At 67.2% G+C, this 20,614-nt stretch carries 16 protein-coding genes; 9 read left to right on the top strand and 7 right to left on the bottom strand.

Features of this window, described 5'->3' with window-relative positions; genetic code table 11:
• Positions 1–179: 179 nt before the first annotated feature.
• Both BLR24_RS23620 and BLR24_RS23615 read right to left on the bottom strand, forming a co-directional pair.
• Positions 180–560, bottom strand: a complete 381-nt coding sequence (locus BLR24_RS23620) for a helicase SNF2 (RefSeq protein ID WP_093021566.1) — start codon at positions 558–560, stop codon at positions 180–182.
• 279 nt (positions 561–839) lie between these two features.
• Positions 840–1,706: an isocitrate lyase/PEP mutase family protein gene (locus BLR24_RS23615; protein ID WP_093021515.1), complete on the bottom strand. Its 867-nt coding sequence runs from the start codon at positions 1,704–1,706 to the stop codon at positions 840–842.
• A gap of 196 nt (positions 1,707–1,902) precedes the next feature.
• On the opposite strand from BLR24_RS23615, the gene BLR24_RS23610 reads away from it, so the two are divergent.
• The gene (locus BLR24_RS23610; protein ID WP_093021512.1) at positions 1,903–2,616 is read left to right on the top strand and encodes a YebC/PmpR family DNA-binding transcriptional regulator; all 714 of its coding nucleotides are present in this window, start codon (positions 1,903–1,905) and stop codon (positions 2,614–2,616) included.
• Positions 2,617–2,626: 10 nt separating this feature from the next.
• On the opposite strand, the gene BLR24_RS23605 is transcribed toward BLR24_RS23610, so the two are convergent.
• Both BLR24_RS23605 and ssb read right to left on the bottom strand, forming a co-directional pair.
• A complete protein-coding gene (locus BLR24_RS23605; protein ID WP_254787538.1) occupies positions 2,627–4,501 on the bottom strand; it encodes a sensor histidine kinase in 1,875 nt (624 codons plus the stop codon).
• A gap of 233 nt (positions 4,502–4,734) precedes the next feature.
• Positions 4,735–5,292 carry a single-stranded DNA-binding protein gene (ssb, locus tag BLR24_RS23600; protein ID WP_093021509.1) on the bottom strand — a complete coding sequence of 186 codons (558 nt, stop codon included), beginning with the start codon at positions 5,290–5,292 and terminating at the stop codon, positions 4,735–4,737.
• 107 nt (positions 5,293–5,399) lie between these two features.
• On the opposite strand from ssb, the gene BLR24_RS23595 reads away from it, so the two are divergent.
• Genes BLR24_RS23595 through BLR24_RS23585 form a run of 3 tightly spaced genes read left to right on the top strand, consistent with a single transcriptional unit; the run spans position 5,400 to position 10,824 of the window.
• Entirely contained in the window at positions 5,400–6,782 is a 1,383-nt protein-coding gene (locus BLR24_RS23595) for a chloride channel protein (RefSeq protein WP_093021505.1), read from the top strand.
• 18 nt (positions 6,783–6,800) lie between these two features.
• On the top strand, positions 6,801–9,881 hold the full coding sequence (uvrA, locus tag BLR24_RS23590) for an excinuclease ABC subunit UvrA (RefSeq protein ID WP_093021502.1): 3,081 nt from the start codon (positions 6,801–6,803) through the stop codon (positions 9,879–9,881).
• Between the two features lie 49 nt (positions 9,882–9,930).
• Positions 9,931–10,824 carry a DMT family transporter gene (locus tag BLR24_RS23585; protein WP_093021499.1) on the top strand — a complete coding sequence of 298 codons (894 nt, stop codon included), beginning with the start codon at positions 9,931–9,933 and terminating at the stop codon, positions 10,822–10,824.
• Between the two features lie 10 nt (positions 10,825–10,834).
• Here BLR24_RS23585 and BLR24_RS23580 read toward each other — a convergent pair whose 3' ends face one another.
• From BLR24_RS23580 to BLR24_RS23570, 3 genes are read right to left on the bottom strand one after another with little or no spacing between them, the layout of a single operon-like run.
• The gene (locus tag BLR24_RS23580; protein ID WP_093021495.1) at positions 10,835–11,590 is read right to left on the bottom strand and encodes a GntR family transcriptional regulator; all 756 of its coding nucleotides are present in this window, start codon (positions 11,588–11,590) and stop codon (positions 10,835–10,837) included.
• Between the two features lie 3 nt (positions 11,591–11,593).
• A complete protein-coding gene (locus tag BLR24_RS23575) occupies positions 11,594–13,357 on the bottom strand; it encodes a glycerol-3-phosphate dehydrogenase/oxidase (protein WP_093021492.1) in 1,764 nt (587 codons plus the stop codon).
• Positions 13,354–14,841 carry an FGGY family carbohydrate kinase gene (locus BLR24_RS23570; protein WP_093021490.1) on the bottom strand — a complete coding sequence of 496 codons (1,488 nt, stop codon included), beginning with the start codon at positions 14,839–14,841 and terminating at the stop codon, positions 13,354–13,356. The genes BLR24_RS23575 and BLR24_RS23570 overlap by 4 nt, the downstream gene beginning before the upstream one ends.
• A gap of 179 nt (positions 14,842–15,020) precedes the next feature.
• Here BLR24_RS23570 and BLR24_RS23565 point away from each other — a divergent pair, with 179 nt between their 5' ends.
• Genes BLR24_RS23565 through BLR24_RS23545 form a run of 5 tightly spaced genes read left to right on the top strand, consistent with a single transcriptional unit; the run spans position 15,021 to position 20,471 of the window.
• Entirely contained in the window at positions 15,021–16,067 is a 1,047-nt protein-coding gene (locus tag BLR24_RS23565; protein ID WP_093021487.1) for a substrate-binding domain-containing protein, read from the top strand.
• Positions 16,064–17,575, top strand: a complete 1,512-nt coding sequence (locus BLR24_RS23560) for a sugar ABC transporter ATP-binding protein (protein WP_093021484.1) — start codon at positions 16,064–16,066, stop codon at positions 17,573–17,575. Before BLR24_RS23565 ends, BLR24_RS23560 begins: the two co-directional genes overlap by 4 nt.
• Entirely contained in the window at positions 17,572–18,588 is a 1,017-nt protein-coding gene (locus BLR24_RS23555; protein WP_093021481.1) for an ABC transporter permease, read from the top strand. Before BLR24_RS23560 ends, BLR24_RS23555 begins: the two co-directional genes overlap by 4 nt.
• A 2-nt stretch (positions 18,589–18,590) precedes the next feature.
• Entirely contained in the window at positions 18,591–19,577 is a 987-nt protein-coding gene (locus BLR24_RS23550; RefSeq protein ID WP_093021559.1) for an aldo/keto reductase, read from the top strand.
• A 42-nt stretch (positions 19,578–19,619) separates the two neighbouring features.
• A complete protein-coding gene (locus BLR24_RS23545; protein ID WP_093021478.1) occupies positions 19,620–20,471 on the top strand; it encodes a class I fructose-bisphosphate aldolase in 852 nt (283 codons plus the stop codon).
• Positions 20,472–20,614 lie beyond the last annotated feature (143 nt).

Raw genomic sequence — 20,614 nt, 5'->3', positions numbered from 1 at the left:
CCAGCGTGTAGTCACGCTGCGTGCGTTTGACGCCTGATTCCATTGACTTGCCTTTTCTTGGGGGAAAAGGTGTCAACCCATTTCAGGACGGGTCAAATAAATAAAAAAAGGCCGGCCCTACTTTCGCAGGGCCGGCCTTTTCGAGGGCTGGCACTCTCAGAGCGCCAGGACCGATCGGATTACAGCGGCAGTGCGTCACCGCGAGCAGCGGCGCGGGCTGCGGCGCGCACCGTGGCACGGTCCACCGTGCCGGCAACGATGGGTGCGACGTGAGCTGAAGCACCTTCGGCGTACGGGTCGGCGGAGCGGGCAGCGGCCACGGCGTCGGCGCGGACCGCATCACGGCTGGTCGACGAAACGAACACTTGGGCCGGGCCTGCATTGGCGCCGGTGGCATAGGGGTTGGCGCTGTGCGCGGCAACCACGGCTTGGCTGGCCACTTCAGCGCGGCTCGCGGCAGCCATCAGTGAGTGCACACCTTCATAGGTTTCAGCGTGGGCGGCGCCGGCAACGGCCATGAGGGCAACAGCAACGGCGGAGAGGATCTTCGAGGCGGTCATTTTGATCTCCTTCAATTCAGTTCAGTTTTGACTTTGGATGATTTCGAACCGGTCTTGGGTGGGTCACCGTCCCTCTTGGGGGGCGGCCACCTCGCTCGGGGCCCTGTTCACCCAGATCGGCTTGGGGGCCGGTCTGTGAGATGAATTGTGCGCCGCCATCTAAGTAAAAACCCTCATCAAAAAGAACCGCGGCGTTCACGGAACGGAAACAATCACTCGCTCCTGGACCGCGCAAACGCCGCCCTTGCCGCGGTCGCCGCGAAAGAAGGCAGCCGCGCCTCAGCGACGCACGCCCGCAAAAAGCCCGTTGATCTCGCCGGCCGGGAGCATCTCGGCGGCCATGGTGCGAAAGCCGCCGCCGTTGTTGTTGCTGCCGCCGTCGAACGCTTCGGCGGCAATGCGGCCGAGCACGCCAAGTGCAGCCTGCAGCGGCCCACAGCCCAGGCTGATGCGCCGCGCGCCGGCACCCGCGAGAACGTCGACCGATGGCGCCTTGGCGTGGCCGGCATACACGTTCAGGGGCAGCGGCACCGCGTCCGCAAGACCGGCGATCTCCTCCAGGCTTGCCATGCCCGGCACGAAGATGCCGTCGGCGCCCGCCGACGCGTAGAGCCGCGCGCGCCGCAGCGTGTCCTGGTAGCGCGCCGCGGGATCGTCGTTGGCGACGAAGTAGGTGTCGGTGCGCGCATTGATGAACAGCCGCGCATCGATCTTGCGCAGCGCCTGGATGCGCTCGCAGAGGATTTCGGGCGACGCAAGTTGGCGCGTGCCCTGCAGCGTGCCGTCTTCGATGTTGATGCCCGCCACGCCCATGCCGACGAGCGAGCGCACGACATCGCACACGGCCTGCGTGCTGTCGCCGAAACCGCGTTCGATGTCGACGGTGACCGGAACGCTCGCCACGCGGCAGATGCGCGCGCAGGCCGCGAGCAGTTCGTCCACCGGCATGCGCTCGCCGTCGGCATGGCCCATGGACCAGGCCATGCCGGCGCTGGTGGTACCGATGGCTTGCGCGCCCGCGCGCTCGACCATGCGGGCGCTGACTGCGTCCCAGGCGTTCACCAGCACCAAGGGGCGCGGGCCGGCGTGCAGCCGACGAAAGAGTTCTGCGGCGTCTTGCCGTTGTCGTGAGTCGATGGAGGACATGGCGGCGTGTCTGAAGAACAAGGTTGTGGACGATGAGACGTGCCAAGCGTAGGCACGCCTGGCCTCCAGGACTTGGAAAAAACTGCTGTCCGCACGCGCTCCGGCTACAGTAGCTGCCCCAAACCGGTCATCCAGCCCTTCGGCCCGGCGCCAAGCGAGGCTAGACACCGCATACCCAACACAAGGAACATCCGCCATGGGCGCACAGTGGAAAGCAAAACACAAGGATCTGGCCGCCAACGCCAAGGGCCGCCTGTTCGGAAAACTGGCCAAGGAAATCATGGTCGCCGCGCGCAGCGGTGCCGATCCGGCCTCGAATGCGCGCCTGCGGCTGGTCGTGGAGCAGGCCCGCAAGGTCTCGATGCCGAAGGACACCCTGGACCGCGCCATCAAGAAAGGCGCCGGGCTTACGGGCGAGGCAGTGCACTTCGAACACGTGATCTACGAAGGTTTTGCGCCGCACCAGGTGCCAGTGATGGTCGAATGCCTGACGGACAACGTGAACCGCACCGCGCCTGAAATGCGCGTTCTGTTCCGCAAGGGCCAGCTGGGCACCTCGGGCTCGGTGTCATGGGATTTCGACCACATCGGCATGATCGAAGCCGAGCCCTCGCGCCCGGATGCCGACGCCGAAGTGGCTGCCATCGAGGCGGGTGCGCAAGACTTCGAGCCAGCCGGTGAAAGCGGCGCCACCGTGTTCCTGACCGACCCCACCGACCTGGACCTCGTGAGCCGCGCGCTGCCGGCCCAGGGCTTCACGGTGCTGTCGGCCAAGCTGGGCTACAAGCCCAAGAATCCGGTCGATCCGGCCAGCCTGAGCGCCGAGCACCTGGAAGAAGTCGAGGTCTTCCTGGCCGCCATCGACGCCAACGACGACGTGCAGAACGTGTTCGTGGGCCTCGCGGGCTGAGCCGCGAGTCCTATGCCCGTGCCGCCCGCCCCTCGCGCTTGAGCGGCAACCACAGCGTGAACAGCGTGCGCGCCGGCCCTGAGCGCCACGAGACCGCGCCACCGATGGCCTGCGCCCGCCGCAGCTGGTTCTGCATGCCTCGCCCGCCGGCGGCGCCCATGGCCTTGTCCACATCGAAGCCCTGGCCGTTGTCTTCGATGGTCACGCGCACACCCGACGCCTCCGCTACGGTGCCCACCCGGATCTCGGTGGCGCGGGTATGGCGCAGCACGTTGGCGATGCTCTCCTGGACGATGCGCAGTATCTGCAGCGCGCTCGTGGGGTCGAGCCAGTCCAGTGGCGGAAGCTCCTGTACGTTCCACCGCAAGGCGACACCCGAGCTCTCGAGACGCGGCCCGAGCCGATAGCGCAGCGTCGCGAGCAGCAGCAACAGGTCGTCTTCGAGCGGCTCCATCGAATCGATGGTCAGCTTCAGGTCGTCCAAACAGCCCTTGAGCAACTCCGAAACGCTGTCGCCGCTCATGCCGCCGCCCTCCACCGAGCGGATGGCGCTGATCAGCGAGGAGCCGAGTCCGTCGTGCATGTCCTGCATCAGGCGCTGGCGCTCGTCGCTGATGGTCTGCAGCCTTTCGACCTCGCGCAGCCGCTGGTGGCTGAGCTCGAGTTCGGCCTCGCGGGCCTGCAGGCGCTGCGCCAGGCTGGCGTTGACGCGCTCCACCTCTGCAATGGCGCTGACGTAGCGCCGGTACATCAGCACCCCGAAGACGCTGAAGGTGACCGCATTGGTGTAGGCGCCAAGGTACCAGCCTTCGGGGCTGATGAAGTTGTTCTGCAGCAGCCAGTCGGACACGCCCAGCAGCACGCACACGCCGATGCCGACCGCCACCAGCCGCCCTTCGCTGGAGCGGCGCCAGGCGCTGACGCCGCCGACCAGCGCCACGGCCACGCCCATCGATGCCGCGCCGATGTAGATCAACGGAGTCACCTGCGGCGTATTCCTCAATATGGCGAGGCCCGGCAGCGTCAGAAGGCCGATCAACGCCGTCCAGCCCACCACCGCGAAGCTCAGCCACCTGAGCGGACGGCCATGCAGCTGTCGCAGGGCGAAGTGCACCACGGCCACCAGCCAGAACAGGGAGTTGACCGTCAGCCAGGCGAACCAGTCGTTGGCAACCGGAACGCCGACATAGAAATGCAGGCTCCGAAGGAAGGATGTGGTCGCCAGGTTGAAGAACAGCAGGTAGCCCGTCTCATGGCTGCGCCTGAACCACACGAAGAGCGAGAACACGCCCACGGCCATGAAGGCTGTACTGAGCATGGCCGGCAGATCCTGCTGAAGCCACTGGCGCATTCGATAGCGCCCTTCGAGCGCGTTGGCGGGCCCCACCCAGAGCGATGAAACCGCCACCTGCGCGCCTTGCGTGTGCTCCATCCGAAGGAGGATCTCGCGCAGCGGCTCGCCGTCGGGCGTCTTGGGCAGCAAGATCCACAACGGCGTGCGGGTGCTGTTCCACAACGGACCCTGCACCTGCGCGCGATGAACCAACCGCCCGTTGGCATAGACGGCAATGGTGCCGTCCGTCTTGATCCGCGCGCCATACAACGCGAGCGGCGCCGAAGTGCCGGGCAAGTCGCGCGGCGAAAGCCGCAGCCAGGTGATGCGGGTCGGGCCCGCCGATCCGCTGCCGCCGGCCTGGCGCAACAGGGCGATGGGCGGGGCCAGGGGCAGTTCGACGGTTTGCCAGGTGGCCGGCAAGGCATCGCTTTGCACGGCGAGCGGCAGTTCGCGGAAGCCGGGTGCCTCTTCCACCTGCCAGTCGGCATGCTTCATGTGGATGGCCGAGGGCTCTTTCCCGACGCCGGGCGCGGCAAAGAAGGCCACCATGGCCACCAGCAGCGCCACGGAAGCAAGAAGCACCCCGCTCGCCCAGAAAGAGGCCAGGCGATAGCTGGAGAAGTGTTCGAGCAGCCGCGCGTGCAGCCGACGCGCGAATGTGGAACTCATCGGCGCGCGACCTGCATCCGGTTCAGGAAAACGCCAGCGGGAGCGGGAATGTCCTCGGCGAGCCGCACGGCTGAAGCAGCGATGGAACAGCTTCAGCCACGGGTCGATTCAACTCAGAACGGAATATCGTCGTCCATGTCGTCGAAGCCCGACGACGACTTGGCCGGCGCCTGGCGCGGTGCGGCTGCCGGAGCACGGGGTGCCGCGGCCGGCGCACGGGGGGCATAACCACCACCACCGCCGCCACCCGCGCCTTGCGAGTAACCACCGCCGCCACCACCGCCTTGCGAGTAACCGCCGTCGTCCTCCGGACCGCCCGAGGGGCCGCCCTGGCCCTGGCGGCTGCCCAGCATCTGCATCTGGTCGGCGCGGATCTCGGTGGTGTACTTTTCGATGCCGTCCTTGTCGGTCCACTTGCGCGTGCGCAGGCTGCCTTCGACATACACCTGCGAGCCCTTGCGCAGGTATTGGCCGGCGATTTCGGCCAGGCGGCCGTTGAAAACGATGCGGTGCCACTCGGTGGCTTCGCGCATTTCGCCGCTTTGCTTGTCCTTCCAGCGATCGGTGGTGGCCACGGTGACGTTCGCGACCTGGTCGCCACTTGGGAAGGTACGCATTTCGGGATCGCGACCCAAGTTGCCCACGACGATGACTTTATTGACCGATGCCATATGCACTGCCCCTGATAAGTAGATGAAGGAGGAGGTTGAAAGGAACCCTCGATTGTGCCCCAGGCAGCCGCCGGCATCTCCGCCGGGTGCCAGAATGAGCGCTCCGCATGAATAGAGAACCCGACTTCCTGGAGCACCTGCGCGCCGAACTGCGCGGCGGCCGTGTCTGGCTCGACCGGGCCGTCGTGCTGGGCTATGCCATTGCGGCCGGGCTCTTCGTGGTGGGCTTCACGTTTGCCAGCGATTGGGTGTTTAGCCAGTTTCACCGCTTCTACCGGGCCTGGCCCTGGGCGGTGCTGCTGACGACGCCGCTCATCACCGCGGCCATCGTGTGGTTCACTTTGCGCTTCTTTCCCGGTGCGGGCGGTTCGGGCATTCCGCAGATCAAGGCGGCTCTGCATCCGGCGCTGCCGGAGGAGCGGCGATTCGTCTTCGCGTCGCTCCGGCTGACGGTCGCCAAGATCGGGCTGGGCGTCGCGGGCTTCGCGGCCGGCTTGTCGATCGGGCGCGAAGGACCTTCGGTGCAGGTCGCGGCGGGCGTGATGCAGCATGCGCGGCGCTGGCTGTCGCCCAACACCACCATCGATTCCCGCGCGCTGCTGGTGGCGGGCGGGGCAGCCGGCATTGCGGCGGCGTTCAACGCGCCGCTGGCCGGCGTCGTGTTCGCCATCGAGGAACTGTCGGGCCGCCTCGAAGCGCGCTCCAGCGGGCTGATCATCACGGCGATCGTGCTGGCGGGCCTGGTGGCGGTCTCGGCCTTTGGCAACCTGAGCTACTTCGGCGTGATCCGCGTCCCCCGGCTGGGCTGGGATGCCCTGGGGCCGGGCCTGCTGGTCACTCTGCTGAGCGGCGCGGCCGGCGGACTGTTCGCGCGGCTCCTTATCGCCTCGCTCACCGGCGGGGCCGGGCGCTTCAACCAATGGCGCGCACGTTTTCCGGTGCGGTTTGCCGCCTGCGGCGGGCTGGCGGTGGCGGTCATCGGACTGGTCACCGGCGGCGTCACCTTCGGCGCCGGCTCCGAGGCGGTCAAGCAGATGCTGCAGGGCCACGACGAGCTGACACCGCTCTACACCGCGCTCAAGTTCATCGCCACCTGGCTCACGGCCTGGTGCGGCGTGCCGGGCGGCATCTTCGCGCCTTCGCTGTCCATTGGCGCGGGCATCGGCGATGCGGTGGCCGGGCTGACCGGCAGCGAACTCGGGCCCGCGCTCATCGCCATGGGCATGGCCGGCTTCCTGGCCGCCGTCACGCAGGCGCCGCTCACCGCCTTCATCATCGTGATGGAAATGGTCGACGGCCACTCGATGGTGCTGAGCCTCATGGCGGCGGCCATGCTGGCCAGCCTGGTCTCCCGCATGATCAGCCGGCCGCTCTACGAGACGCTCGCCGAGCACATGGTCGCGAGGGCCATCGGCAGCACCGAGCCGGTGCATCCTGCCGAGCCGGAAGCCGCCGCGGAGAAGCCGCCACAACCCGCCACCTCGCCATGAAATGGCGAGCGCACTATCATGCTCGGTTGCCCTCGGACGATCGACCCCTTGAAATCCCCCGCCACTGAAGATCCGGAACGCGACGCCTATCTTGGCGCCGTACTCGCGCAGCAGCGCATCAGCATCCGCGGTGCGCGCACGCACAACCTGAAGAACGTCGACCTCGACATCCCGCGCAACAAGCTCGTGGTCATCACGGGCCTGTCGGGCTCGGGCAAATCGAGCCTGGCCTTCGACACGCTGTATGCCGAAGGCCAGCGGCGCTACGTGGAGAGCCTTTCGGCCTATGCGCGGCAGTTTCTGCAGCTCATGGACAAGCCCGACGTCGACGTGATCGAGGGCCTGTCGCCCGCCATCAGCATCGAGCAGAAGGCCACCAGCCATAACCCGCGCTCCACCGTGGGCACGGTGACCGAGATTCACGACTACCTGCGCCTTCTGTATGCGCGCGCCGGCACGCCCTACTGCCCCGATCATCACCTGCCGCTGCAGGCGCAGACCGTGTCGCAGATGGTCGATGCGACGCTCGCCATTCCCAATGAGCCGCGGTTGATGATCCTGGCGCCGGTGGCGCGCGAGAAGAAAGGCGAGTTCCTCGAATTGTTCGCCGAGATGCAGGCGGCCGGCTACGTGCGCTTTCGCGTCGACGGGCAGACCTACGAATACAACGACCTGCCCAAGCTCAAGAAGACCGAGAAGCACGACATCGACGTGGTGATCGACCGGCTGCGCGCGCGGCCCGACATGCAGCAGCGCCTGGCCGAAAGCTTCGAGGCGGCGTTGCGGCTCGCCGAAGGCCGAGCCATTGCGCTCGAGCTGGGCGCCGAAGGCGCGGCCGACAAGGAACACCTGTTCAACGCCAAGTTCGCCTGCCCGATCTGCCACTACTCGCTGTCGGAGCTGGAGCCGCGCCTGTTCTCGTTCAACTCGCCCGTGGGCGCCTGTCCGAGCTGCGACGGCCTCGGCCACCGCGAAGTGTTCGACCCCGCACGCGTGGTGGCCTTTCCCACTCTCTCGCTCGCGAGCGGAGCCATCAAGGGATGGGACCGCCGCAACAGCTACTACTTCAGCATGATCGAGAGCGTCGCGAAGCACTACAAGTTCGACGTCGACGCGCCCTTCGAATCATTGCCCGCCTCGGTGCAGCAGGTGCTGCTGCAAGGCTCGGCGGCCGAAGAGATCAAGTTCAACTACACCATGGAGTCGGGCAACTTCGCGGGCAAGAAGCTCACGAAGAAGCACCCTTTCGAAGGGATCATTCCGAACATGGCGCGGCGCTACCGCGAGACCGATTCGGTGATGGTGCGCGAAGACCTCGCGCGCTTTCGCAACTTGCAGCCGTGCCCCGACTGCGGCGGCTCGCGCTTGCGTCCCGAGGCGCGCAACGTGTTCCTGGTGGACGAGTCGGCCCGCCCGGCGGATGGTGGAGAACCACCCCGCATGGCGATCTTCGAACTCAGCCACCTCACCTTGCGCGATTCGCTCGCCTGGTTCCAGACGCTCAAGCTGCGCGGCGCCAAGGCTGACATCGCCGACAAGGTGGTGCGCGAAATCGGCCTCAGGCTCAAGTTCTTGAACGACGTGGGCCTGAATTACCTGAGCCTGGACCGCAGCGCCGAAACCCTCTCGGGCGGCGAGGCGCAGCGTATCCGGCTCGCGTCGCAAATCGGCTCCGGGCTCACGGGCGTGATGTACGTGCTCGACGAGCCCAGCATCGGCCTGCACCAGCGTGACAACGACCGTCTCATCGGCACGCTGAAGCACTTGCGCGACATCGGCAACAGCGTGATCGTGGTCGAGCATGACGAGGACATGATCCACGCCGCCGACCACGTGATCGACATGGGCCCCGGCGCGGGCATCCACGGCGGCCGCGTGATGGCGCAGGGCAGCTATGCCCAGGTGGCGGCCAATCCCGATTCGCTGACCGGCCAGTACCTTTCGGGCGTCAAGAAAATCGAAGTGCCCAAGCGCCGCACCGCCTGGCTGCCGGTCGTGAAGAAGCCCGCCTTCAACGAAGGCAAGAAGGCCTCGCGCTTTCCGCCGAGCCCCGCGGCCGAACGGCGCGCCGCGCGCGAGGCAGCTCACCTTGCATCGCAGACCGACCTGCAGGAGATTCGTGTGGTGGGCGCCACCGGCAACAACCTGAAGAACGTGAGCGTGGCCTTCCCGGTCGGCCTCCTGACCTGCGTCACGGGCGTCTCGGGCTCGGGCAAGTCAACGCTGGTGAACGACACGCTCTACACCGCCGTCGCGCGCACGCTCTACCGCGCGCACGAGGAACCGGCCGCGCACGAGTCGGTCGAGGGCATCGAGTATTTCGACAAGGTCATCAACGTCGACCAGAGCCCCATCGGCCGCACGCCGCGCAGCAACCCGGCCACCTACACGGGCCTCTTTACGCCGATCCGCGAGCTGATGGCCGAGACCAACACCGCGCGCGAACGCGGTTACGGCCCGGGCCGCTTCAGCTTCAACGTGGCCGGCGGGCGCTGCGAGGCCTGCCAGGGCGATGGCGTGGTGAAGGTCGAGATGCACTTTTTGCCCGACGTTTACGTGCCCTGCGAGGTGTGCCACGGCCAGCGCTACAACCGCGAGACGCTCGAGGTTCAGTACAAGGGCAAGAACATCGCGCAGATCCTCGAGATGACGGTCGAGACCGCGCATGAGTTCCTGAAGGCTGTGCCCACCATCGAGCGCAAGCTGCGCACGCTGCTCGACGTGGGCCTCTCATACATCAAGCTCGGCCAGTCGGCCACCACGCTGTCGGGCGGCGAGGCGCAGCGGGTGAAGCTTGCGCTGGAGCTCAGCAAGCGCGACACCGGCCGCACGCTGTACATCCTCGACGAGCCGACGACCGGCCTGCATTTCGCAGACATCGAGCTGCTGCTGAAGGTGCTGCACCAGCTGCGCGACGCGGGCAACACCATCGTCGTGATCGAGCACAACCTGGACGTCATCAAGACTGCTGACTGGCTCATTGACATGGGCCCCGAAGGCGGCGCCGGCGGCGGCACGGTGGTGGGCGAAGGCACGCCCGAAGACATCGCGGCCAACGAGGCGAGCCACACGGGGCGCTACCTGAAGCGGCTGCTGTAGCCGGCCCGCTTTCTGCACGAATGCGCGGGCCGCGCCACAATCGCGGCCCATGCCTTCCTTTACGCCGCGCCAGTTCGTCCTGCTCGTTCTCCTGACCCTTGCTTGGGGTCTGAACTGGCCCGTCATGAAGCTCGGCGTGGCGGACTATCCGCCGCTGGCCTTCCGTGCACTCTCGATCTGGCTCGGCGTCCCGGTGCTGGGCCTTGCGCTGGTGGTCATGAAGGTGCCGTTCCGCGTGCCGCGAAGCGCATGGCCCGAGCTGGTGTGGCTGGGCGCCACCAACATGTTCATCTGGCACGCTTGCATCATCCTTGCGGTGAAGGCGCTCTCGGGCGGGCGCACGGCCATCCTGGGCTACACGATGCCGGTGTTCTCCGCCATCATCGGCGCGGTGCTGTTCTCGGCCGTGCTCACGCGGCGCTCGTGGATCGGCGTGGGCGCTTGCGCCATCGGCGTCGGGTTGCTGCTGTGGCACGAACTCACCGACCTGGCGGGCCGGCCCGGCTACGTGGCGCTCGCATTGGTGGCGGCCGCGACATGGGCACTCGGCACACAGTTGCTGCGGCACACGCGCATCGGCCTCGCGACGCTCACGCTCTCGTTCTGGATGACGGCGATGACTGCCGTGGTGATGACGGTGCTCTCGCTCCTCTTCGAGCGTGGTCAATGGCGCTGGCCGGGTTCGGTGACCTGGGGTTCGATCCTCTACAACGCGGTGCTGATCTTCGGCTTTGCGCACGCGGCGTGGTTCTACCTGGCGCGCGGACTGCCACCGGTGGCCTCGACCTTGAGCGTGATGTTCATTCCTGTGCTGGGCGTGTTCAGCGGCGCGGTGTGGCTCGGCGAAGTTGTGCACTGGCAGGACTGGGTGGCGGTCGCATTGATGATGGTGGCCATCGCCTCGGTGCTGTGGCCTTCGCGTAGCAGCACCGCCAAGACCTGACGAAAAAAGTTCAGGTCGTGGTCTGCACGTGCAGGCGGCTGGTCTTGCAGCGGTGCAGCGCGCGGTAGTGCTCCAGCGGCCGGCCGTTGGCGCCGTAGGCGATCGACTCGATGCGCAGCAGCGGCTCGGGCTGCGGCAGGTCGAGCAGTTTGCAGGTTTCAGCATCGGGCAGCACGGCGTCGATCCAGCGTTCGGCGCGCACCAGGCGCAGGCCGTATTGCCGGCGCAGCACGTCGTAGAGCGAGCGGTCTTCCAGCCGCGCGCGGTGCAGGCCCGGCGCCAGGTCGGCCGGCACCGCGGTCTCGACCAGCAGGCGCAGCTCGCCGTCGACACTGCGCAGGCGCTTGAGGGCCACCACCTGCGCGTCGTCGGCAAGACCGAGCGATGCGGCCTCGTGCTCGGTGGGCGCGCGCAGCTCTTGCGTGAGGATCTGCGTGCGCACCGAGCGGCCCTTGCGTTCCATCTCGTCGGAGAAGCCCAGCACGGTGGAGACGAAATCCTCGTCGCGTTCGCGTGCCGAGACGAAGGCGCCACGGCCCTTGATCTTGTAGATGAGGTTGTTGCGCACCAGGTCGGCCAGGGCTTCCCGCACCACGATGCGCGAGATGCCGAACTGTTCGCCGAGCTCCGCCTCGGAGGGCAGCTTGGCGCCGATGGGCAGCGCGCCCTGCAGTATCTGCAGGCGGATGGCATCGCGGAACTGGGCCCACAGCGGTGATTCGGAATTACGGTCGAGCACGGTCGACATCTCGTTGGAACTGTTCACTTTTTAAGCCTGGCCAAGGACTGAGCTGGCCATCAATGATGCATTGAAAGAGGGCTCTTCGCCGGCCGCCGCCGGTTGGAGCCGAACGCCGTGCCGGTCCCGCAGCGCGGTGGCGCAGGCGCAGAGTTCGTTGTGCGCGCGCACCGCGTCCCAACCCAGCGCCTCGGCCGCCACGCCTGCGATCTCGGACAGCGCCGCATCGGTCACCAGGCCGCGAATGGCGAGCAGCGTGCGGCGGACCACGAGGTCGTCGAGATGCACCACGCCCGTTTCGAGGCACAGGTACGAGAGCTCGGCGGCCGAATAGTCCGGCGCGTGTTGCAGGGGCACGTCGCCCGAGGCCGCGAGGCGCTGCGCGAGCGGCAATGCCTTGGAGCCGTAGCGGCCCAGCAAGGCCAGCGCGCGCGCGCGGCCCATGCCGGAGGCGGCGGTCATCTTGTCGGCGAAGCGCTCTGTCGCCGCCGCATCGGCCGGCAGCTCGGCGCCGCCGCCGATGGGCAGCAGCTCGGTCGATGCCGTGCGCGAGCGGCCGAGCAGCTGCAGCACTTGGTTGGTGGCTTCTTCGGCCAGCGAGCGAAAGGTGGTCCACTTGCCACCGACGAGCCCGACGATGGCGATGTCGCGCGTGGCGTTCGGCGGATCGACCACCACCGAATGATCGCGCGAAATCTGGCCCGGCTTGTCGGCATCCGAACGCGCGAGCGGCCGCACGCCGACATAGGTGTAGACCACGTCGCCGCGCCCGAAGGCCATGTTCGGGAAGACCTCGCGCAGCACGTCGATCAGGTAGTCGACCTCGGCCGGCTCGGTGACGATCTGGTCCGGGTCCTCGACCGGGATGTCGGTGGAACCCACCAGCACGCGGTCGAGAAACGGATAGACGATGCACACGCGGCCGTCGACCGCCTCGAAGTAGGCCATGCGGCCGTCGAGCGCATCGCGCAGCGCGGGATGGTCGAGCACGAGGTGCGATCCCTTGGTGCCCATCACGCGCGGGCCCGCGCCGCCGAGCACCGCCGCGCTGCGGTCGAGCCAGGCGCCGGTGGCGTTCACCACGGTGTCTGCCGTCACGCGAACGAGCATGCCGGAGATTTCGTCGCGCAGCGTGAGGATGTTGCCGGCGCAGCCCATCACGCGGCAGTAGTTCGCGGCCGCCGAGCGCGGCTGGTCGCGGCAGGCATCGCCTATCAGTTCGAGGATGAGCCACTCGGGATGGCTGATCCAGGCATCGAAGAAGGTGGCGGTCCAGCGGATGGCCGCGCGAAACAGGCCGCGGTCGGCCGACGGCACGCGGCTGATGCGGTGGCCCGGCATCACGCGTTGGCGGCGACCCAGCAAGTCGTAGAGCCGCAAGCCCAGCGCCACGGCCAGCAGGCCGCGCGTGCGCTGCGGCGGCGTGCGGCCGAAGAACTTGAGCGCGCTGCTCATCAGGCCGCCGAAGAAATTCGCAAGCGGCACCACCGTCTTGAGCGGGCGCACCAGGTGCGGCGCGTTGCGCAGCAGCAGGTTGCGCTCGCGCGTGGCTTCGGCCACGAGCGAGAAACTGCCATTCTCCAGGTAGCGCAGGCCGCCGTGGATCATGCGCGAGGGCGCGCTGCTGGCGCCGGCGCCGAAGTCGCCCTTGTCGACAATGAGGCAATCGACGCGCTGCAGCGAAAGATCGCGGAACACGCCGACGCCGTTGATCCCGGCGCCCACGATGACGGTGGAAAAATGCCGTCCCGCCAGCGAGGCCGGGCGCACGAAAGGGAGTTGCCAGGCGCTCATCTCGCACTTCCCGAGATGTGGGTGAATACAGGTGACATGCTGTCGATCAGTTCGTTGAAGCCGGCGTTGAAATCCGCATGGGCGCTTGCGTCCCGTGCATCGGGTTCGATCACCTCGCAGGGCGCGAGCAGGGCACTGCCCTGCGCTGCGTCATCGAAGCCCTGCGACATGGCGGCGTAGAGCGCAGCGCCGCGCGCGCCGGTCTCGTCGTCGGCGCAGCGCTCGACCGGGCGCCCGAGAAAGGCCGCCAGCAGGCGCACCAAGCGCGCATCGCTCGCACCACCGCCCAGCACCGTCGTCGCGCTGACTGCGAGACCGCCCGCGGCAAGGCGCGCCATGTGCCGCGCATGCAGCGCAGCCACGGCATCGACCACGGCGCGCGCCATGTCGGCGCGCGTGTGGTGGCTCTTGAGACCTACGAAGCCCGCGGTCACGCCGCCACCGCCGTTGACGAAGGGCAGAAAGCGCAGGCCGCTGGCGCCCAGCGGCACGGTCATGGCCAGGTCGACCACCGCGCGCGCATCGGGCAACGCGAGCACGCCGGCCAGCCACGCGATGTTGGCCATCGAGGACGGGCTGTTCTCCATGTAGAGCCGTTCGTTGCCGCGGCCGAAGTTCACGATGGCGGCGACGGCGGGCTTGGGCTCCATCACTGGCCCGATGACCGCGTTCACGCACCAGGTGCCGAACACCGACACCGCGCGGCCGCGCCCTTCCGCGCAGATGGCGGTCATCGAGGCGAGCAGGTCGATTGCGCCCATTGCCACGGGAATGCCCACGGGCAGGCCGCACAGCGCGGCCTCGGAAGGCAGCAGCTTTCCGATCGCGCTGCCGCTGGGCACGATGGGGCCGAAGGCATGCGCGCCAAGCTCGGCAAGGCCCGAGGCATCGAACGCCGCCTGCGACCAGGTGCCGGTGGCGAGAGACACCAGGCCTGCGGTGCTCGCATCGCTGGCATCGGTGGCGATCTCGCCGGTGAGCAGAAAGCCGAGGTAGTCCTTGGCGAACAGCAGGCGGCACAGTTCGCCGCGCTGCACGGCGTCCGCGCCCAGCAACTCGGCCGCGATGACCGTGGGCTGCCCGGGCCAGGGACCGCAGCCCACGTCTTCGAACAGTTGCGCACCATGGCTCGACGACAAGACGCGCGCCCGCGCATCGGCGCGCTGGTCGGTCGATGCGACGGCACGGCCGCCCACGAGCTGGTCCTTGGCATCGAGCGCGTAGAGGCCGGCGCCATGGCCGGTGCAGGCCATGGCGCAGACCTCGGCCGTGCGCGGGCCGAGTTGTTGGGCGATATCGCGCATCACGTGGGTCAGCGCGGCGCGGATCGCCGCAGCGCCCACTTCGCAGCCGCCCGCGGGCAGCCGGGTGTGCGGCAAAGGCATGCGGGACAGGGCGACGGCTTGGCCGCTTCCGGCTTCGAGGGCCAGCGCTTTCAGGCTGCTCGACCCCATGTCGACGCCGATCAGTATGTTTGGCTTCATGTCATAACAGCTTCGGCGGAATAAAAGCGCATCGCCAGTAGCGTTTCCCCTAGTTATCGAGACAAACGGGCCGGGATTACATTCTAGCCTGTCATAACAACTGATGTGACACCGAGGTCCCCAAGACTTGCTCGAAAGGCAGGTCGAAAGCTCTGCCAGTCAACGTGAGGAGACAAAGAATGAGGCGTAATTTCCTGAAGTCCGCAGCCGCTGCCGGTATCGGCCTGGCGGGTGCGAGCGCGTTCGCGCAACAGCAAGCCGCGGCACCTGCGGCAGGGGCCGGCCTGCGCGGCAATGCCAGCGACGTCTACGTGATGAACGTGATGGTGTCGGGCGTCGAATACTGGTTCCCGGTCTACGAAATGATGAAGCAGCTCGGCCGCACGCTGGGCGTGCGCACGCGCTACACCGGCACGCCGGAATACGACGTGAACAAGCAGCTGGCATCGTTCGAGCAGGAACTGGCGCGCAAGCCCGCGGGCATCCTGCTGCACCCGATGAACCCCGATCCGTTCATCGAGCCGATCAACCGGGCAGTGGCCATGGGCATCCCGGTCGTGACCTTCGCGGCCGATTCGCCGAACTCGAAGCGCGCCTCCTTCGTCACCTCGGACAACGACCGCGAAGGCACGCAGGCGGCCGACGCGATTGCTGCGGCGCTGGGCGGCAAGGGCGAATACGCCGTGCTCGAGAACCCCGGCCAGGACAACCACGACCGCCGCATCGCGGCCTTCGTCAACCGCATGAAGACCAAGCACGCGGGCATGAAGCTCGTGGGCCGCGCCGCCAGCAACCAGGACCCGAGCAAGGCCTACCAGGCGGTGCTGAGCCTGGCGCAGGCCAACCCGAACCTGGGCGCGCTGTTCATGCCCGAAGCCAACTCTGCGTTGGGCGCGGCGCAGGCCAAGATCGAATCGAAGAAGAACATCCGCGTGATGTGCTGCGACGTGAACGCCAAGATCCTCGACATGATCAAGGCCGGCGACGTGTTCGGCGCCATCAACCCCAACCAGGGCATGCAGGGCTACATGGGCATGATGATGCTGTTCCTGGCCAAGAACCCCGCGCTCATCGACCCGATGAACGACGCCAAGCGCAACGGCACCAATCCGATGTCGGTGCCCTTCCTGGACAACGGGTTGTCGGTGGTCAGCAAGGCCAATGCCGACGACTTCTACTGGGACAAGTACCTCGCACGCCGCGGCACCAAGGGAATCGGCGAGTGACCACGTTGCTCGAGCTTCGCGGCATCAGCAAGCGCTTCGGCGCTTCGCGCGCGCTCTCGGGCGTGGACTTCTCGCTCTTCGCGGGCGAGATCCACGCCCTGTGCGGCGAGAACGGCGCGGGCAAGTCGACGCTGATGAACATCATCGACGGCATCCATCGCCCCGACGAGGGCGACATCGTGCTCAACGGCGAGAAGGTGGTCATCGACGGCCCGGCGCACGCCATGCGCCTGGGCATCGGCCTGGTGCACCAGGAGATCGCGCTGTGCGCCGACGCCACCGTGGCCGAGAACATCTTCATGCCGGAGATCAATGCCGGCAAGCAAGCGTGGATGAACTACGCCAGCTTCAGCGAGCGCGCGGCCAAGGTGCTGGCGCGACTGGGGCAGGACATCGACCCGAGCGCGCCCGTGCGCGAACTGAGCATCTCGAGCCAGCAGCTGGTGGAGATTGCCAAGGCGCTCACGCTCGACTGCAAGGTGCTGATCCTCGACGAGCCCACGGCCGCACTGACCGACAACGAATCGGCCGCGCTCTTTCGCGTGCTGCACGACCTGAAGGCGCAGGGCATCGGCATCATCTACATCAGCCACCGCATGGCGGAGATCTTCACGCACTGCGACCGGGTCACCGTGCTGCGCGACGGGCGCAACGTGCACTGCGGACTGCTGGCCGGCATGACCGCCGACGAGCTGGTCCGCCGAATGGTGGGGCGTGAGCTGGGCAACTACTACCCGCCCAAGCAAGAGGCCGCCGAATCGGCCGCCCCGGTGCTCGAGGTGAGCGACATCGCCGATGGCGAGCGCGTGCACGGCATCTCGTTTGCGCTGAAGCGCGGCGAGATCCTCGGCATTGCCGGGCTCATGGGCGCCGGCCGCAGCGAACTGGCCGAGACCATGTGCGGACTGCGCGCCGTCACGCGCGGCACGGTGCGACTGCACGGCAAGGCGCTCGCGATTCGCAAGTACAGCGATGCGCTGCGCGAGGGCATCGCCTATCTCAGCGAAGACCGCAAGGCTGCGGGCGTGTATCTCGATCTGCCGATCGCGCAGAACATATCGTCGATGGCGCTGCGGCGCGTGAGCTCCGGCTGGGGCCTGCTGCAACGCTCGGCCGAACACGGCTTGGCGCGCGAACTTGGCGCCAAGCTCAATCTCAAGTCGGACGGCGTGGCCATCGAGGTGTCGAGCCTGTCGGGCGGCAACCAGCAGAAGGTGGCCATTGCCAAGCTGCTGGCCACCAACCCCAAGGTGCTGCTGATGGACGAGCCCACGCGCGGTGTCGACGTGGGCGCCAAGTCCGAGATCCATCACATTCTGCGCGAGCTCGCGAACCAGGGTGTGGGCGTGATCGTGATCTCTTCGGAGCTGCCCGAGATCATCGGCCTGTGCGACCGCGCGCTGGTGATCCGCGACGGCCGGCTGGCCGGCGAATTGAATTCCAACGAAATGACGGAGGAAGCCCTGCTGCGGCTGGCCTCCGGACTCTGCGAACAGGAAACAGCATGAACTACCCGGCACAACTCGATGCGGGCCTTCCACCACGGCAGTCAGGCGGCGGCCCCGTGAAGCCAGCCAACAAGCTCACGAGCATGCGGGAAGCTGGGCTCCTGCTCATCATCGCGGTGCTGTGCGTGGCGATGAGCTTCGCGTCGCCGTACTTCCTCACCTGGGACAACATCCGCGCGATGCTGCTGTCCTTCTCCATCGAAGGCATCGTGGTGGTGGGCATGACCATCCTGCTGATCGTCGGCGGCATCGATCTTTCGGTGGGCTCGGTGGTCTGCTTCGCGATGGTGGTGACGGGCAAGCTCTTCCTGATGGGCGTGGACCCGTGGCTCGCGAGCCTGGTGGCCATCGGCGCGAGCGGGCTCGTCGGCGCGATGATCGGCGGCTGCGTCACGCGCATCGGCCTGAACCACTTCATCGCCTCGCTGGCCTTCATGGTGATCGTGCGCGGGCTGTGCCTTGCGCTCACGCAGGGCACGCCGCAGTCGCTGTTCTCGCTGCCCGCCGAATTCAAGTTCATCGGGCAGGGGACGCTCTTCGGCATTCCGGCGGTGATCCTGATCTTCGTGGCGATCGTCATCGTGAGCGACTTCGTGCTGCGCCGCTCGACCTTGTTGCGGCGCGTGTTCTACACCGGCAGCAACGAGAAGGCCGCGCTGTACTCGGGCATTCGCGTGGGTCGCGTCAAGTTCTGGGTCACGGTGCTGTGCTCGGCTTCGGCGGGCTTGGCCGGCGTGATCTACACGGCCCGCTTCGGCGCCGCCACACCCACCTTCGGCATGGGCATGGAACTCAACGTGATTGCCGCCGCGGTGATCGGCGGCGCGAGCCTCAAGGGCGGCTCCGGCACGGTGCTGGGCGCGGTGCTGGGCCTGGCATTGCTGTCGGTGGTGACCAGCTCGCTGATCCTGCTCGACGTATCGCCCTACTGGCAGGACGTGATCAAGGGCCTGATCCTGCTCGCGGCCGTGACCATCGACCACCTCATGAACACGAGAAAGACAACGCGATGATGATGATGATGAAGAAGACAACGCTGGGCCCATCGGGCATCGAATGCTCGGCCATCGGCTTGGGCACCTGGGCCATGGGCGGATGGATGTGGGGCGGCGGGGACAACGCGGCCGCCGTGGAGGCCATTCGTGCCTCGCTGGACGCGGGCGTGAACCTGATCGACACCGCGCCGGCCTACGGCCTGGGGCGCTCCGAGAGCATCGTGGGCACCGCGCTCAAGGGGCGTCGCCAGGAAGCCGTGATCGCCACCAAGTGCGGCCTGGTCTGGCACACCCGGCAAGGCACGCACTTCTTCGAGGAAGACGGCCACCCGGTGCACCGCTTCCTCGGCCGTGGATCGATCTTCCATGAATGCGAAGAGAGCCTCAAGCGCCTCCAGACCGACTACATCGATCTCTACATCACGCACTGGCAGGACAGCACCACGCCTGTGGCCGAAACCATGGACGCGCTGCTCGACCTCAAGAAGCAGGGAAAAATCCGCGCCATCGGCGTGAGCAACGTCAGCCCCGAAACGCTCGCCGAATACCTGCGCTATGGCCCGGTCGATGCGGCGCAGGAGCGCTACAGCCTGATCGACCGCGAGATCGAAGAGACGCTGGCTCCCCTGTGCAGCGAATACAAGGTGGCGGTGCTTGGCTATTCGTCACTGGCGCTGGGCCTGCTCGCCGGCCCCATCGACCCCGAGCGCGAGTTCAAGGGCGACGACCAGCGCGCCACCAACCCGCGCTTCAGCCCGGCCAACCGCGCAACGCTCAAGGCCTTCTTCGAAGAGTTGGAGCCCGTGCGCGCAAAGCTGGCCTGTTCGTTCGGCCAGATGATGATCGCCTGGACCGTCGCGCGCGGCACCGTGGCCGTCGCGCTGTGCGGTGCGCGCGTGCGCCAGCAGGCCATCGAGAACGCTGGCGCCGGTGCGGTCGCGCTGGGCGACGAAGCCCTGCGGCTGATCGACGCCGCGGCAAAGCGCCACCTCTCGGCGCTCGCCTGATACCCCCTCTTCATTTTCGCCCCCAACAAGGAGTTCTTTCCCATGTCGAAAGACAAGACCGCGCGGCTCAACCGCTTGCTCACCAACGGCCGCTGCCTGGACATCGCCCTGGACCACGGCGTGTGCAACGAACCTTCGTTCCTCGACGGCCTGGAAGACATGCCCCAGGTCATGGACAAGCTCCTGGCCGCTGGCCCCGATGCGATCCAGCTCAACTACGGCCAGTCCGACTTGCTGCAGAACCGCCCCGGCCGTGACAAGCCCGCGCTGGTGATGCGCATCGACATGGGCAACCCCTACAACGCGACGCTGCACCGCGTGATGTGGGCCCAACTGCAGAACGAGCACGACCCGGTGTTGCCCGCCGTGCAGAGCGACGCGGCCTGCGTCGTCGTGAATCTGTTCATGCTGCCGAACGAACCCGATCTGTTCCGCCAGTGTGTGCAGAACATCGCGCGCGTGCGCGCCGACTGCGACCGCTACGGCATGCCGCTGATGATCGAGCCGCTGGTAATGCAGTCGCCCACCCCCGGCAGCCGCTACCAAGTGGACGGCGATGCCGAGAAGATCGTGACGCTCGTGCGCCTTGCGCGCGAGATGGGCGCCGACATCGTCAAGGCCGATCCGACCAGCGACCCGAAGGACTTTCACCGCGTGGTGCAGGCCGCGCGCTGCCCCGTGCTCGTGCGCGGCGGCGGACGCGAAGACCTGCAGCAGGTGTTCGCGCGCTCGCGCGCGCTGCTGGACCAGGGCGCGGTCGGCATGGTGTACGGGCGCAACGTCTACCAGCACGCCAATCCTTCGGCGGTGGTGAGTGCGCTGATGGCCATGATCCACCGCGGCGTGAGTGCCGAGGCGGCCTGGGCCCTCTACGAATCGGGCGGCGCGAAGTAAGACAAAGAAAAGCGCCGGCGCAAGAACACAACTAGAAGTCAGCACGGCAGGCGATGGACCCGTCGCCTGCCGGGGTGCGTCCTGCGCGCGCATCGGAGAACGGTCGAGGAATGGGTTGCCCTGCAAACTTCTAACAACCTGGA

Origin of the sequence: Variovorax sp. OV700 (genome assembly GCF_900099805.1) — a bacterium.
Classification (GTDB): Bacteria; Pseudomonadota; Gammaproteobacteria; order Burkholderiales; family Burkholderiaceae_C; genus Variovorax.
Note: the sequence above shows the minus strand (reverse complement) of the source record. Positions and strands in the feature narration are given on the sequence as shown.

What these genes read in the sequence shown, in the direction of transcription:
- BLR24_RS23550 (WP_093021559.1), top strand. Translation starts at nt 18,591, where the DNA reads ATGATGATGAAGAAGACAACGCTGGGCCCATCGGGCATCGAATGCTCG.
- BLR24_RS23545 (WP_093021478.1), top strand. Translation starts at nt 19,620, where the DNA reads ATGTCGAAAGACAAGACCGCGCGGCTCAACCGCTTGCTCACCAACGGC.
- BLR24_RS23610 (WP_093021512.1), top strand. Translation starts at nt 1,903, where the DNA reads ATGGGCGCACAGTGGAAAGCAAAACACAAGGATCTGGCCGCCAACGCC.
- BLR24_RS23565 (WP_093021487.1), top strand. Translation starts at nt 15,021, where the DNA reads ATGAGGCGTAATTTCCTGAAGTCCGCAGCCGCTGCCGGTATCGGCCTG.
- BLR24_RS23585 (WP_093021499.1), top strand. Translation starts at nt 9,931, where the DNA reads ATGCCTTCCTTTACGCCGCGCCAGTTCGTCCTGCTCGTTCTCCTGACC.
- ssb (WP_093021509.1), bottom strand. Translation starts at nt 5,292, where the DNA reads ATGGCATCGGTCAATAAAGTCATCGTCGTGGGCAACTTGGGTCGCGAT.
- BLR24_RS23570 (WP_093021490.1), bottom strand. Translation starts at nt 14,841, where the DNA reads ATGAAGCCAAACATACTGATCGGCGTCGACATGGGGTCGAGCAGCCTG.
- BLR24_RS23575 (WP_093021492.1), bottom strand. Translation starts at nt 13,357, where the DNA reads ATGAGCGCCTGGCAACTCCCTTTCGTGCGCCCGGCCTCGCTGGCGGGA.
- BLR24_RS23555 (WP_093021481.1), top strand. Translation starts at nt 17,572, where the DNA reads ATGAACTACCCGGCACAACTCGATGCGGGCCTTCCACCACGGCAGTCA.
- BLR24_RS23620 (WP_093021566.1), bottom strand. Translation starts at nt 560, where the DNA reads ATGACCGCCTCGAAGATCCTCTCCGCCGTTGCTGTTGCCCTCATGGCC.
- BLR24_RS23605 (WP_254787538.1), bottom strand. Translation starts at nt 4,501, where the DNA reads ATGGTGGCCTTCTTTGCCGCGCCCGGCGTCGGGAAAGAGCCCTCGGCC.
- uvrA (WP_093021502.1), top strand. Translation starts at nt 6,801, where the DNA reads ATGCTCGGTTGCCCTCGGACGATCGACCCCTTGAAATCCCCCGCCACT.
- BLR24_RS23595 (WP_093021505.1), top strand. Translation starts at nt 5,400, where the DNA reads ATGAATAGAGAACCCGACTTCCTGGAGCACCTGCGCGCCGAACTGCGC.
- BLR24_RS23615 (WP_093021515.1), bottom strand. Translation starts at nt 1,706, where the DNA reads ATGTCCTCCATCGACTCACGACAACGGCAAGACGCCGCAGAACTCTTT.